The organism is Streptomyces sp. NPDC091649, from assembly GCF_044756785.1.
Taxonomy (GTDB): Bacteria; Actinomycetota; Actinomycetes; order Streptomycetales; family Streptomycetaceae; genus Streptomyces.
Window position 1 is genome coordinate 90,557 of sequence record NZ_JBIVTR010000004.1, and the last position, 12,993, is coordinate 103,549.

Genomic DNA, 12,993 nt, shown 5'->3' on the forward strand with positions numbered 1-12,993 from the left:
TCCGGACCGGCGCCGGACGCCCCGGTCATCAGCCTTCCCTCCCGGGCGTGGTGACGGCGTCGGGCGCGAACTTCCGGCGCCAGGCGAGAGCCACGTAGACGAGGCCGATCAGGACGGGGACCTCGATGAGCGGGCCGACGACACCGGACAGGGCCTGGCCGGAGGTGACGCCGAAGGTGGCGATGGCGACGGCGATGGCGAGTTCGAAGTTGTTGCCCGCCGCGGTGAAGGCGAGCGTCGTGGTGCGGTCGTAGGCGAGCCCGAGGCCCTTGCCGAGGAGGAAGGTCCCGAAGAACATGATCGCGAAGTAGACCAGCAGGGGCAGGGCGATCCGCACGACGTCGAGCGGCTGCGAGGTGATCGTCTTCCCCTGGAGGGCGAAGAGGACGATGATCGTGAACAGCAGGCCGTACAGCGCCCAGGGGCCGATCTTCGGCAGGAAGCGCTGCTCGTAGGAGTCGCGGCCCATCCGCTTCTCGCCGAGACGGCGGGTGAGGAAGCCGGCGAGCAGCGGCACGCCGAGGAAGATGACGACGTTCAGGGCGATGTGCCACACGGACACGTCCAGGCCCTGGCCGTCTCCGAGGTTCATCCACCGGGGCAGCAGGTCGAGGTAGAACCAGCCCAGCAGCCCGAACGCCAGCACTTGGAAGACCGAGTTCAGGGCGACGAGGACGGCCGCGGCCTCCCGGTCGCCGCAGGCGAGGTCGTTCCAGATGATGACCATGGCGATGCAGCGGGCGAGGCCGACGATGATCAGGCCGGTGCGGTACTCGGGCAGGTCCGGCAGGAAGATCCAGGCCAGGGCGAACATGACCGCGGGGCCCGCGATCCAGTTGATGACCAGGGAGGAGACCAGCAGCTTGCGGTCTCCCGTGACCGTGTCGAGCCGGTCGTAGCGGACCTTGGCCAGCACCGGGTACATCATGACCAGCAGGCCGAGCGCGATCGGCAGGGAGATCCCGCCGATCTCGATCTTCGCCAGGGCGTCGTTCATCCCGGGGACGAGGCGCCCCAGGCCCAGGCCCACGGCCATGGCGAGCAGAATCCACACCGCGAGGTAGCGGTCGAGGGTGGAGAGCTTCCTGACGATCGAGCCGTCCCCGCCCGGGGCGGCGTCCGGGGCGGCGGCGGTGGCGGGTTCGGTGGAGGTCACGGGCAGGCCCTCTTGTTCTCGGCGGCGGAACGCGCGGCCCCGGCCAGCGCGGCGAACTGCTCGGAGAGTCCGGCCAGGACCTCCGGGCACAGCCTGTAGTAGGTGAAGCGGCCGCACGGCTCGGTCTCCACCAGTCCGGCCTCGCGCAGCACCTTCAGGTGGTTGGACAGATTCGTCTGCTTGGCTCCGGTCTCCTCGACCAGGTGCGTCGTGCAGAGCGTCTCGCGGGCGAGCAGGGTCACGATCCGGAGGCGGAGCGGATCACCCAGCACCCGGATCACATCAGGATCGACTGAAGTCAGCATGCGCTGATACTGTCACATCACCACTCGCTGATACCAGCGGGGGCTGAAGTCAGTGGCGGAGCCGTGTTCCGCCGTACGACGGGAGACAACGATCACCATGGCCGAGTCCTCGGGCAAGCCGTCCGTCCTGTTCGTCTGCGTCCACAACGCCGGCCGGTCCCAGATGGCCGCGGCCTGGCTGACCCACCTGGCCGGGGACCGCGTCGAGGTCCGCTCCGCGGGGTCGGCCCCGGGCGACGCCGTCAACCCGGCCGCCGTCGAGGCGATGGCCGAGGTGGGCATCGACATCTCCGCCGAGACGCCGAAGGTGCTCACCGTGGACGCGGTCCGCTCGTCCGACGTCTGCATCACGATGGGCTGCGGCGACACCTGCCCCGTCTTCCCCGGCAAGCGCTATCTCGACTGGAAGCTGGAGGACCCGGCCGGCCGGGGAGTGGCCGCCGTCCGCCCGATCCGCGACGAGATCAGGACCCTCGTCGAGGGCCTGATCAAGGAGATCGCGCCGCGCCGGACCCCGTGAGCCCGGCACGGTCCACGCGCGAGACCCGAGGCCGCCCCCGTAACCCCTGACGGGACGGCCTCAGTCGAGCAGACGCCGCAGCACCAGGCTCTCGACATGGTCGTGCGTCCGCTCCCCGTGGCCGAAGGCGACGTAGTGCGCCGCCAGCCGCACCGACGCCACGAGGGACGGGGGCGGGACGGCCGTCATACGCCAGGCAGCGAGGGGGGAGTGACGGCCGTCACTCCCGGCCGATGTCACATCGTCCCGGACTCGTTCCGTCCTGTGTGTGCAGCCACTGACGACACCGGAGGAGCACACCATGAACGCCCGACTCAACGCCTTCACCAACCCGGTCGCGGGGAAGATCGTCAAGCACCTGATCGCGGCCGGGAAGGCCGTCGAGGACACGGCTCTGCCCGCCGTGACACAGGAGCTGGTGAAGATCCGCGCGAGCCAGATCAACGGCTGCGGCGGCTGTCTCGACATGCACACCAAGGAAGCCGCCGCGGCCGGTGAGACCTCGCTGCGCCTCAACCTGCTCGCCGCCTGGCGGGAGGCCACCTGCTTCACCGACGCCGAGCGCGCCGCACTGGAGCTGACGGAGCAGGGCACCCGCATCGCGGACGGTGCGGGCGGGGTCCCGGACGAGGTCTGGGCGAACGCCACCGAGCACTACGACGAGGAGCAGCTCATCGCCCTGGTCTCCCTGATCGCCCTGATCAACACCTTCAACCGGCTGAACGTCATCCTCCAGCAGCCGGCCGGCGGCTACCGGCCGGGGCAGCTCGCACACCTCTCCTGAGCGCCGCCCCGGCGGCCCGCGGCCCCGGCGCCCGGTGCGGGACAGCGCCGGGCGCGGGGCCCTCGGGGGCCCCGGGGCCCCCGCTTCGCCGGGCCCCTGCCCCCGAAGCCTTCCGAACCGGGTACACCGTGGGAACGGCTCTGCCTAGGGTGGCGGCATGGACGTGTTCGACGAGCTGTTGCGGGGCGTGCGGGGCAGGGGTGCGGTGTTCGGGCGCTCGGTGCTGTCCGCACCGTGGTCACTGCGGTTCTCGGAGGGGGCGTATCTGACCCTGTGCCTGCCGCTGCGCGGTGCGGGGTGGCTCGTGCCGGAGGGCGGCAACCCGCTGCGGGTGGAGGTCGGCGAGGGCGCGATCGTCCGGGGCCCGGCCCCGTTCCTCTTCACCGACGACCCGGCCGACGGTACGGGGGCGGGGCGGGTCGACGGCGTACGCGAGGTGCACTGGGACCGGCTCCGGGACAGCGGCGGCGCACCCGACGACGGGCCCGAATTCGACTGCCCCACCGTGCTGTTGGCCGCCACCTACGACGTGCAGGCGCAGGTGCCCCAGCGGCTCCTGCGGGCACTGCCGCCGGCCCTCGTGGTGCCCGACCAGCAGGACTGCGCGCCGATGCGCGACTACCTGGAGGCGCAGATCGGCCGCGGGCGGCCGGGCGACCAGATCGTGCTCGACCGGCTGCTCGACTGGATGCTGGTGTGCACGCTGCGGGACTGGTTCGACCGGCCCGAGGCCGACCGGCCGGGGTGGTACGGCGCGCTCGGCGACGACGTGGCGGGGCCGGCCCTGCGGGCGATGCACGCGGACCCGGCCCACCCCTGGACGACGGCGGAGCTGGCGAGCCGGGCGGGGGTGTCCCGGACGACCCTGGCGAAGCGGTTCACCGAGCTCGTCGGGGAGGGCCCGGTGGCCTACCTGACCGAGTGGCGGATGACCCTCGCGGCCGACCTGCTGACCCGCCCGGAGCTGACCGTGGCGGCCGTGGCCCGGCGCGTCGGTTACGCGGACGCGTTCGGCTTCAGCGCGGCCTTCAAACGGCTGCGCGGCGCGAGCCCGAGCGCGTTCCGGCGGGAGGCGGCGGCCGTCGGTGGGATGGAGGCGGCCGCCCCGGTGGGGTGAGCCGCCTCCCGCGCGGGCCGGGCCGGACCGGCCGCCCGTGCCCTCGGGGGACTCACCCCACCGGCCCGAGACGGACGCGCCCGGCGGCGCCGGCGGGGCGCGCCCGGCCTCCAGCGCCCCGGGCTCCAGGACTCCAGGCTCCAGGGCCCCGGGCTCCAGGACTCCAGGCTCCGGGCGCCCCGCAGACGTCGGCGGGGCGCCCGGAGTCCCAAGGTTCTTCCTCCCGGACGGAGCCCGCCCGCCTCCTCAACGGGCGAGCCCGTCCGGTCCCCGGCCTCAGCTCCAGGCGCCCTGCGCCGCCGCGTCCCTGACGAAGTCGGCGAAGTCCCGCGGCTCCCGGCCGAGCGCACGGCGCACCCCGTCCAGGACGGGCGCCTCACGGCTCGTGGTGATCGGCTTCAGCGCGTCGGTCCAGAGGCCGGCCTCCCAGTCCGTGAAGCCCTGGGCGGCGAGCCCGGCCCGGAAGCCGGCCGCGTCGACGGGGACGTACGAGGCGCGCTTGCCGGTCTCCTTCGCGATCTCGTCCAGGGCGTCGGCGATGCCGAGCGCGCGGGGGCCCGAGAGTCCGTACTCCTCGCCCGCGTGGCCGTCCTCGGTGAGCGCGGCGACGGCCACCGCCGCGATGTCGTCGGCGTCGACGAACGCGGCCTTCCCGTCCCCGGTGGGCAGGGCCAGTTCACCCCCGCGTACGCCGTCGAGGAAGACGCCCTCGCTGAAGTTCTGGGCGAACCAGCCGGGCCGCAGGATCGTCCAGGTCACCCCGGAGGCGCGTACGGCCCGCTCGCCCTCGCCGTGCGGCCCCCCGTCGTCGTAGCCGGGACCGAAGTAGCCGGGCTCGTCCGTACCCCGGGCCGAGAGCAGCACCAGCCGCCGGACCCCGCTCGCGACGGCCTGTTCGACGAACGCGGGCGTCGGGGACGGCGAGGCGTCGAGCGGGACGATGTAGACGGCGGCGGCCCCGTCCAGGGCGGCCGCCCAGGTGGTGGGATCCGCCCAGTCGAACGGGGTGTCGCCGGACCGCGAGGCCGCCCGGGTCTCCACTCCCAGCTCACGGAGCCGGGCCACCACCCGGCGGCCGGTCTTGCCGGTGCCGCCGGTCACGAGTACGGGTTCCAGCGCGGAGGTCGTGTCTGTCTGAGTCATGGCACCAGCCTCACGCGGCAGGGCTGCCGGCGCCCATGGCTCAGCGTCCGGGAGAGATGTCCGAACGTCCGGCGCGACCGGCACGCCCGGCGCGACGCCCGGCGACCGGCATTCGCTCCCGGCGGCCAGACGGCCCGGCCCGGCGGAACACGACCGAGGCCCGAATCCTGGGGATTCGGGCCTCGGTCGTGTTCTTCAGTAGCGGGGACAGGATTTGAACCTGCGACCTCTGGGTTATGAGCCCAGCGAGCTACCGAGCTGCTCCACCCCGCGTCGGTAAACACCACTCTACGCCACGGAATACCTCTCCGTGACCACAGGAGGGCCCGCCCCCGACCAGCGGGACCTCCACCGCGTGACGACGGCGCCCCCGCCCGCGACGACAGCACGCCCGGCCCGCACGGCAGGCCCGTACGACCGGCCGGCGCTCACGCGAGCGCGCCTTTGCCTGCACACCCATTCCTGACACAGCATCAGTTCGATAAAGTGACAGCGTGTCAGCTAACCGGCCGGCCCCGCCTGTTCATCGGGCGGGACATCGAGCAGGAGTGGGCGGAACGATGCTTGGATCGACTCACGGCACCCTCACCACCGGCTTCCGCGCCCGGGTGGTGGCCTGCGGCAAGGAGCCGCACGCCGCCGTCGTCAGCCTGCCGACGGCCTCGGACCGGGGCGGCCTCGACGTCAGCGGGCGACCGCTGCACCTGACCGTGCCCGATCTGGACCGCTTCTTCCGGCCCCGCTCGGTGGCCGTCGTCGGCGCGTCCGACGCCGAGGGCCGCCCCAACGCCGGCATCACCCGGCAGCTCATCGCCTGGGCGGAACGCGTCGGGGCCCGGCTGCACCCGGTACACCAGGCCCGGCCGACCGTGTTCGGCCGGGCCTGCTTCCCCTCGGTCGCCGAGGTTCCCGGGCCGGTCGACCTCGCGGTCCTGCTGGTCGCGGACCCGCTTCCGGTGATCGAGGAGCCGGGTGAGGCGAAGGTGCCCTTCGCCGTCACCTTCGCCTCCGGTTTCGCCGAGACCGGGGAGGCGGGTGCGGCGGCCCAGGACCGGCTTGCGGCTGGCCCCACCCGCGCCCTCGCCCTGACGAAGCAGCTGGTGAACGCCTCGCTGGACGGCGACCGGGCCACGGCGTTCGCGGCCGAGGCGGCGGCCCAGGAGATCAACATGGCCACGCGGGACGCCGGCGAGGGGGTGGCCTCGTTCGTCGAGCGCCGAACGCCGTCGTACCGGGGGCACTGAGGCCGTAGCTTCCGGCCGGCCGGCTCCGGAACGCCGGGCCGGTGCCGGTCCCCGGAACACCGACATGCCGTGCGGGGGTCATCCGGTGGTCGGCGGGTTGAACCGGGAGAGGGCCGGCTCCGACCAGCGCAGCGGGGAGGCGGCCGTGATCTCCCGTACGGCGTCGACCTGGAACTCCACGAGGCGCTCCGCCCCCGGCGTACGGGTCACCTCGTCCCCGTCCCACACCGTGCGGGCCGAGCCGGAGAGGTGCAAAGCCGTCCCGGTGTCCCAGCCGGGCAGCAGGATGCCTGCGGCCGGGTTCAGTTCGAGGTTGCCCAGGGTCAGGAACATGGCGTTGCCCTGGTAGTCCGGCCAGCGCAGCAGCCGGGGCGAGAGCACCTCGACGAAGCCCGGATTGCCTCCCCGGTGCGAGGCGTCGGCGTCGCCCCGGTCGGAGGCGGTGGCGACGAAGAAGGTGTCCGCGGCCCGCAGCGCCTCCTGCTGCGCGGGGTTCAGAGCGTCGCTGTCGGTGACCGTGCGCTGCTCCACCGCCTGCCCCCGGGGCGCGAGTTCACGGTGACGGCGTTGCTGGATGTACTTGGGGCAGTTGGAGACGACCTGGTCGAGATCGACGCGGAGCCGGCCCCCGTCGCGGACCGCCCGGCCGTTCATCCGCATCCGTCGGCGGGCGGCCGGGGAGATGGCGATCATGCCGATCCGGGCAGGACCGGACGGCCCACCGGAAGCGGGAGCAAAGGCGGAAGCAGCCCCCGCACCGGCCCTCGCCCCCGCCCCCGCACCGGCACCGGCACCGGCGAGCAGCCCCGCCAGCGGGTCTCCGGGCAGTGGCAGCGCGTCGACGAGCAGGGTCTGCGGCGCGGGGACGCTCAAGAACCCCGGGCGGCCCAGGAGCTGAGTCGCCCAGATCCGCCCCCGTTCGTCCGCGCCGCCCACCACCACGAAGGGCTGTTCGGCGAGGAAGTCCGCCGCCACCGCCGGGACCGCGTTCCGGATGACGGGCTCGGCGTGCGCCGCCTGCCGGGTGAGGCCCGCCCGCTTTTGCGCGGCGATCTCGCCTCGGTGGTAGCCGCTCATGGCCGCCCTTCCTCTCTGTCGTGTCCGGCCGGGGATCCGGGACGCCGGGTCTAGAAGAAGCCGCAGGTGGGGGCGCCGGCGGTCGGGGCGTCGGCCGGGTCGGCCCCGGTGGGCGCGTAGATCTCCAGACGAATGCCGTCCGGGTCGGTGAAGAAGATGCCGCCCGAGGCCCCGTTCTCGCCGTGCGGCACGACGCCGTCGTAGCTGAACCCGGCCCCCAGGCCGCGCAGGACCTCCTCCGTGGCCCGCACCTCCTCGATGGAGTCCACCTGGAAGGAGAGGTGGTGCAGACCGGGCAGGTCCGTGGTGAACGCGCCCCCGCTCTGCTCCCACAGGGTCACCTGGAGCTGGGAGCCCCGGCCCAGGAAGGCCCACCGCCGATCGGCGTCCTTGCCCTCGGCGAGGACCTCGAAGTCGAAGACCTCGCGGTAGAAGGCCAGCGAACGGGCCAGGTCGGTGACGTTGAGACCGACGTGTCCGGTCTGCAGGTTCTTGGCCTTGCTCATGATCGATCCCCATGTCCTCGGGCGGGGCCACGAGTCGATCCCGTAACCGCTCAACATGAGTTTGAAGGTTAGATACGAACCGCGTCAACCAGTGATCTTCATTTGGCTGGTTACCATCGACAGAGCGTCCGCCCTCGCCGCACGACGGAAGGAGCCCAGCCGTGCCGCACCCCTCCGGGACCGACCCCCGGCCGCTGACCGGCGAGCCACTCGCCCTCGACCTGCTCAACACCCGGTGGATCGACGGGAGCGGGCCACACGACCTGCTCGATTCCGTGGCCGGTCTGGCGGTCTGGCTGGACGGCGCCCCGGTACGCGAGCAGCTCGGGCCGGGCCCCGTCCCGGCCGCCGACCGCAGCACGCTGGACCGCCTGCTGCACGCCCGCGCGGCGCTCGACGCACTGGCCGCCCGTCAGGATCCAGCCACTCCCGACGGCGCTTTCCGGCTCAACGAGGTGCTCTCGCACGGGCGCATCCGGCGGACGCTGGGGCCCGACGGGGAGCCGGCGTCCGTCGTGGAGATGGACGACCCGTCCTGGGCGCCCGCCTGGTACGCGGCGGAGAACTGGCTGCGCCTGATCGCGGACCGGCCCGACCGCATCCGCCCCTGTGCGAACCACGCCTGCGTCCTGCACTTCTACGACGTCTCCAAGAACGGGACCCGCCGGTGGTGCTCCATGGCCGGCTGCGGCAACCGCGCGAAGGCCCGACGCCACCACGCCCGCCACTCCGGCGACTGAGCCCACGCGAAGTCACCCGGGGCCACACGGGACCGCACCCGCACCCGCACCCGCACCATCGGGCGCGGCGGAACCCTTCCCATCTGACGGACCGTCAGCTCTAATGGGCGGTGTGATGGGACACGCAGCCATGGCCGCCACCGCCGTCCGGTACCTCAGGTCCGTCGGCGCCCCCACGACAGCCGTGCCGGGGGCTCCGGCCGAGACGCTGCCCCGGCCGGAACTGAGAGCCGTCCGGGACGACGAACGGCCGCCCGTCGCCCCGGAGGAATTCCGGCGCGTCCTGGGCCACTTCGCGAGCGGCGTCACCGTGATCACCGCGCGCGACGCGGCCGGTCCGGCGGGCTTCGCGTGCCAGTCCTTCGCCTCGCTCTCGCTGGACCCGCCGCTGGTGTCCTTCATGGTCGCCCGTACGTCGACGACCTGGCCGCGCATCGCCCGCGCCGGGGCGTTCTGCGTGAACGTCCTGGGGGCCGGACAGGGCCCGCTGTGCAGGGGGTTCGCGGTGAGCGGGGCCGACAAGTTCGCGGGAGTGGCCTACGCGGAGGCCCCGGCGACCGGGCCGCTGCTGGACTCCGTACCCGCCTGGATCGACTGCCGCGTCCACGCCGTCCACACCGGCGGCGACCACCTCATCGTGGTCGGCCGGGTGGAGGCCCTGGGGGCGGTGGAGGAGGCGGAGCCGCTGCTGTTCCACCGGGGCGCGTTCGGCCGGTTCAGCCGCTGAGCCGGCCGGCGTCCACCGGCTTCCCCGCTCCCGCGGCCACCGGGTCCGCCCCGTCCGCGTCCACCGGGTGCGCCCCGTCCGCGTCCACCGGGTCCGCCCCGTCCGCGTCCACCGGGTGCGCCCCGCCGCCGGCCTCGTGCGGGTCACGGCGCCGGCGGATCACCAGCGCCATCAGGGCGGCCATCGCGCACAGCGCCCCCGCCGCGTACCAGACCACGTCGTAGCTGCCGAACACGTCCCGCGCGACGCCGCCGAGGAACGCCACCACGGCCGCGCCCACCTGGTGCGAGGCCAGCACCCAGCCGAAGACGATCGCGCTGTCCTCGCCGTACGCCTCGCGGCAGAGCGCCAGCGTCGGCGGGACCGTGGCCACCCAGTCCAGTCCGTAGAACACGATGAAGAAGATCATCGGCGGCTGCACCTCGGGCGCCAGCAGCATCGGCAGGAACAGCAGCGAGATCCCGCGCAACGCGTAGTAGACGGCGAGCAGTCGGCGGGCGTCGAAGCGGTCGGTGAGCCAGCCGGAGAAGACCGTGCCGATGACGTCGAAGACCCCGATCACCGCGAGCAGCGAGGCGGCTGCCGTGATCGGCATGCCGTGGTCGTGGGCGGAGGGGACGAAGTGGGTACGGACCAGACCGTTGGTGGAGGCCCCGCAGATCGCGAAGGTGCCCGCGAGCAGCCAGAACGGACCGGTGCGGGCCGCGTCGAACAGCACCCGCACCGTCCGGCGCGCGGCGCCCCGGGCCGGCGCGGGCTTGGGCACGAAGTCGCCGCCGTACGGGGCGAGCCCCGCACCGGCCGGGTGGTCGCGCATCAGCAGCCAGACGAACGGGACGACGACGAGGGACGCCAGGGCCACGGTGACCGAGGCGGGCCGCCAGCCGTGCTGGTCGACGATCCAGGCGCAGAGCGGGAGGAAGACGAGCTGCCCTGAGGCGCCGGCCGCGGTGAGGATGCCGGTGACCAGGCCCCTGCGGGCCACGAACCAGCGGTTGGTGACGGTGGCGGCGAACGCCATCGCCATGGAACCGGTGCCGAGGCCGACGAGCAGTCCCCAGTAGATCATCAGCTGCCAGGAGGCGGTCATCCAGACGCTGGCCACGGCCCCGGCCGCCACCATGGTGAGCGCGGTCGCCACGACCCGCCGGATGCCGAAGCGGTCCATGAGCGCGGCGGCGAACGGCGCGGTCAGCCCGTACAGCGCCATGTCGATGGAGACCGCGAGCCCGATCTCGCCCCGGGACCAGCCGAACTCGGTGTGGAGCGGGTCGATGAGCAGTCCGGGCAGTGAGTTGAACGCCGCACCGCCGATGATCGTCACGAAGGTGACGGCGGCGACGATCCACGCCCGGTGGACGGAGAAGGGGAACCGGCGGCCGGGTCGCCCCGGGGCGGCTCCGGAGCCGGTGGTCTTGGTCAGGTAGGTCACGTCAGCCAGCATCCGGGGCCGGACGGGTGCGGACGAGTGGCCGGAATGACACGCTTCGCAGGGATCGGGCCACCCCCCGGCCCCGTCCCGCCATCCGGACCCGCCCACGCCCGCCGCCATCAGCCATCAGCCATCAGGTCTTCGAGGTCCTGGAGACGCGGGCGGGCGGCCAGCGGAGCGAAGAAGTGAACCGCGAGCGGGCCGAGCCGGTCAGCGGCGGAGCCGAGTGGCCCCCGCGTGGACGGACCAGGCCGCCGCCGCGCCCACCGCGTACCAGAGCAGGTCCGGCGCGTTGAACGTCGAGCCGAGCACCAGCCGGGCCGCCGTGCTGCGCGCCGACAGCTCCGCCGGTACGCCGGTGAGCTGCGCGAACTCCACCGCCCAGCTCAGGCCGAGCGCTGTGGCGGCCACGACGGCCGGCCGCGCGCGGGGCGCGCAGCAGGCGACGAGGGTGCAGAGCAGCACCGTGTAGAGCGCGCTCCCCGCGTACTTGGCGAAGGCGCCGTCCGCCCCGGCGCGCACGGCGAGGCCCGCGGCGACGGTGACGACGGCCGCCACCGCCGCGACCGCGCGGGCCGTGGGCGCCGAGGGTGCTGTAGACGCCGAGGGTCGCTCCCGAAGCCTCATGCGAGCCCGGTCCTCTCTAGCCGCCGGATCGGCCGGACCACCCACAGCACTGCCACCACCCCGATGTCGATCACGGCCGCCGCCACCGGCGGTTCGGGCGCACCGACCGCCTCGGCCACCGGGGCCGCCAGGGCGCGGCCCGCCGCGACCGTCCGGAGCGAGCCTGCCACATCGTAGGCGTGCAGCGGGTTCAGGGCCTCCGGCGGGACGTGCGCCTGGACCGTCGTGGACCACATCACCAGCCAGAACGCGGCCGCCCCGCCCGCCGGCGACCGCCCCGCCGCCAACACACCGCGACGGGCATCCCGAGCGCCGGCACCAGAAGCCTCACCGCCGCCGGGTGCGAGGGGCGCAGCCGCAGGGCGAGGAGCGGGGCGGGGGCGTGGGGGTGTCGCACGCGGCGTCGGGAATGGACGCGCGCTCTGCCGGCTTCTCCATCACGTCGCTAACCTGTACCGGCTCGTGGTCTATACCAGGTTTGTTCGTGATCTTCGAGGAGGCCGCCGTGCCGCACCGCGTCGTCGTCCTGGCCCTCGACGGGCTGCTCCCCTTCGAACTGGGCATTCCGCAGCGGATCTTCGGCCGCACTCTCCGCGCGGACCCGGGCGGCGGGGGCGGGAAGCTGTACGACGTGGTGACCTGCTCGGTCCGGCCGCCGGGTCCCGTCCGCACCGACGCGGACTTCTCCGTCCTCGTGGAGCACGGGCCGGAGGCGCTCGCCACCGCCGACACGGTGGTCGTCCCCGCCTCCTACGAGCTGGGCCCGGTCTTCGAGGAGGGCCGGCTCACCGACGAGCTGGCCGCCGCGCTCGCCCTCGTCCGGCCCGGCACGCGGATGGTCTCCATCTGCACCGGCAGTTACGTCCTCGCGGCGGCCGGATACCTCGACGGCCGCCCCGCCACCACGCACTGGTCGTCCGCCGACCACTTCCAGCGGACCTTCCCGCAGGTCCGCGTCGACCCGGACGTCCTGTTCATCGACGACGGCGACGTGCTCACCTCGGCCGGGGTCGCCGCGGGGATCGACCTCTGCCTGCACCTGGTGCGGCGCGATCACGGGACGGCCGTCGCGAACGAGATCGCCCGCCGCACGGTGGTGCCCCCGCACCGGGACGGCGGGCAGGCCCAGTACATCCACCGTCCGGTCCCCGAGCCGCAGTTCGCGACCACGACCGCCGCCCGGGCCTGGGCGCTGGCCCGTCTGGACCGGCCGATCCTGCTGCGGGACATGGCGGAGCAGGAGGCGATGAGCGTACGGACGTTCACCCGCCGCTTCCGCGAGGAGGTCGGGATCAGCCCCGGCCAGTGGCTCACCCAGCAGCGGGTCGAGCGGGCCAGGCACCTGCTGGAGTCGACGGACCTGTCGATCGACCAGGTGGCCCGGGACGCGGGGTTCGGCACGCCGACCTCGCTGCGCCAGCACCTCCAGGCGGCCCTGGGCGTGCCGCCGACCGTCTACCGGCGTACGTTCCGGTCCACCGCCGGTACCCTTTCCTGAGACCCCGTCCCGCCGTACCCGCGGCCGGCCGCCGGGCCGGACTTCGCGTCCGTCTCCGGCGCGGCCGGCCGCTCACCCGGACCCGGCACTCCGCCGGAGTGCCGCCGGAAGGCGTCA

General features: G+C 73.7%; 14 protein-coding genes, 1 tRNA gene and 2 pseudogenes. 7 read left to right on the forward strand and 10 right to left on the reverse strand.

From position 1 onward, the window contains the following. Positions 1–28 precede the first annotated feature (28 nt). Positions 29–1,156: an ACR3 family arsenite efflux transporter gene (gene arsB / locus ACIQMU_RS10075; protein ID WP_352242918.1), complete on the reverse strand. Its 1,128-nt coding sequence runs from the start codon at positions 1,154–1,156 to the stop codon at positions 29–31. Further along, positions 1,153–1,461: a metalloregulator ArsR/SmtB family transcription factor gene (locus tag ACIQMU_RS10080; RefSeq protein ID WP_352242919.1), complete on the reverse strand. Its 309-nt coding sequence runs from the start codon at positions 1,459–1,461 to the stop codon at positions 1,153–1,155. Before ACIQMU_RS10080 ends, arsB begins: the two co-directional genes overlap by 4 nt. A gap of 97 nt (positions 1,462–1,558) precedes the next feature. Here ACIQMU_RS10080 and ACIQMU_RS10085 point away from each other — a divergent pair, with 97 nt between their 5' ends. Continuing rightward, positions 1,559–1,981 carry an arsenate reductase ArsC gene (locus ACIQMU_RS10085; protein WP_352242920.1) on the forward strand — a complete coding sequence of 141 codons (423 nt, stop codon included), beginning with the start codon at positions 1,559–1,561 and terminating at the stop codon, positions 1,979–1,981. A 60-nt stretch (positions 1,982–2,041) separates the two neighbouring features. Here the strand turns inward: ACIQMU_RS10085 and ACIQMU_RS10090 are convergent, their stop codons facing one another. Beyond that, positions 2,042–2,170: a hypothetical protein gene (locus tag ACIQMU_RS10090; RefSeq protein ID WP_352242921.1), complete on the reverse strand. Its 129-nt coding sequence runs from the start codon at positions 2,168–2,170 to the stop codon at positions 2,042–2,044. 112 nt (positions 2,171–2,282) lie between these two features. Here ACIQMU_RS10090 and ACIQMU_RS10095 point away from each other — a divergent pair, with 112 nt between their 5' ends. Beyond that, the gene (locus ACIQMU_RS10095) at positions 2,283–2,765 is read left to right on the forward strand and encodes a carboxymuconolactone decarboxylase family protein (protein ID WP_352242922.1); all 483 of its coding nucleotides are present in this window, start codon (positions 2,283–2,285) and stop codon (positions 2,763–2,765) included. Positions 2,766–2,922: 157 nt separating this feature from the next. Further along, positions 2,923–3,882 carry an AraC family transcriptional regulator gene (locus tag ACIQMU_RS10100; protein ID WP_402688625.1) on the forward strand — a complete coding sequence of 320 codons (960 nt, stop codon included), beginning with the start codon at positions 2,923–2,925 and terminating at the stop codon, positions 3,880–3,882. Between the two features lie 276 nt (positions 3,883–4,158). Here ACIQMU_RS10100 and ACIQMU_RS10105 read toward each other — a convergent pair whose 3' ends face one another. Both ACIQMU_RS10105 and ACIQMU_RS10110 read right to left on the reverse strand, forming a co-directional pair. Then, positions 4,159–5,025: an NAD(P)H-binding protein gene (locus ACIQMU_RS10105; RefSeq protein WP_352242924.1), complete on the reverse strand. Its 867-nt coding sequence runs from the start codon at positions 5,023–5,025 to the stop codon at positions 4,159–4,161. 199 nt (positions 5,026–5,224) lie between these two features. Beyond that, positions 5,225–5,298: transfer RNA gene (locus ACIQMU_RS10110), tRNA-Met, on the reverse strand. A 287-nt stretch (positions 5,299–5,585) separates the two neighbouring features. Between ACIQMU_RS10110 and ACIQMU_RS10115 the strand changes: the two are divergent. Further along, a pseudogene (locus ACIQMU_RS10115) lies at positions 5,586–6,104 on the forward strand (CoA-binding protein); the annotation flags it as partial. 243 nt (positions 6,105–6,347) lie between these two features. Here the strand turns inward: ACIQMU_RS10115 and ACIQMU_RS10120 are convergent. Then, positions 6,348–7,346, reverse strand: a complete 999-nt coding sequence (locus ACIQMU_RS10120; RefSeq protein ID WP_402688626.1) for a pyridoxamine 5'-phosphate oxidase family protein — start codon at positions 7,344–7,346, stop codon at positions 6,348–6,350. 50 nt (positions 7,347–7,396) lie between these two features. Next, complete coding sequence (locus tag ACIQMU_RS10125) at positions 7,397–7,852, reverse strand: VOC family protein (RefSeq protein WP_352242926.1); 456 nt, start codon at positions 7,850–7,852, stop codon at positions 7,397–7,399. A 161-nt stretch (positions 7,853–8,013) separates the two neighbouring features. Between ACIQMU_RS10125 and ACIQMU_RS10130 the strand changes: the two genes are divergently transcribed. Then, positions 8,014–8,592, forward strand: coding sequence for a CGNR zinc finger domain-containing protein (locus tag ACIQMU_RS10130; protein ID WP_402688627.1), 579 nt, complete (start codon positions 8,014–8,016; stop codon positions 8,590–8,592). Between the two features lie 130 nt (positions 8,593–8,722). Further along, positions 8,723–9,319 (forward strand): flavin reductase family protein, encoded by a 597-nt coding sequence (locus tag ACIQMU_RS10135; protein WP_402688748.1) that lies wholly within the window; start codon positions 8,723–8,725, stop codon positions 9,317–9,319. On the opposite strand, the gene ACIQMU_RS10140 is transcribed toward ACIQMU_RS10135, so the two are convergent. The 3 genes and pseudogenes from ACIQMU_RS10140 to ACIQMU_RS10150 all read right to left on the reverse strand — a co-directional run. Then, a complete protein-coding gene (locus ACIQMU_RS10140) occupies positions 9,309–10,763 on the reverse strand; it encodes an MFS transporter (RefSeq protein ID WP_402688628.1) in 1,455 nt (484 codons plus the stop codon). The genes ACIQMU_RS10135 and ACIQMU_RS10140 overlap by 11 nt on opposite strands. 198 nt (positions 10,764–10,961) lie before the next feature. Next, the gene (locus ACIQMU_RS10145) at positions 10,962–11,378 is read right to left on the reverse strand and encodes a DUF2809 domain-containing protein (RefSeq protein WP_352242930.1); all 417 of its coding nucleotides are present in this window, start codon (positions 11,376–11,378) and stop codon (positions 10,962–10,964) included. Next, a pseudogene (locus ACIQMU_RS10150) lies at positions 11,375–11,748 on the reverse strand (MFS transporter); the annotation flags it as partial. The gene ACIQMU_RS10145 and the pseudogene ACIQMU_RS10150, both read right to left, overlap by 4 nt. Positions 11,749–11,883: 135 nt before the next feature. On the opposite strand from ACIQMU_RS10150, the gene ACIQMU_RS10155 reads away from it, so the two are divergent. After that, positions 11,884–12,876 carry a helix-turn-helix domain-containing protein gene (locus ACIQMU_RS10155; RefSeq protein WP_352242960.1) on the forward strand — a complete coding sequence of 331 codons (993 nt, stop codon included), beginning with the start codon at positions 11,884–11,886 and terminating at the stop codon, positions 12,874–12,876. Positions 12,877–12,993: the final 117 nt, after the last annotated feature.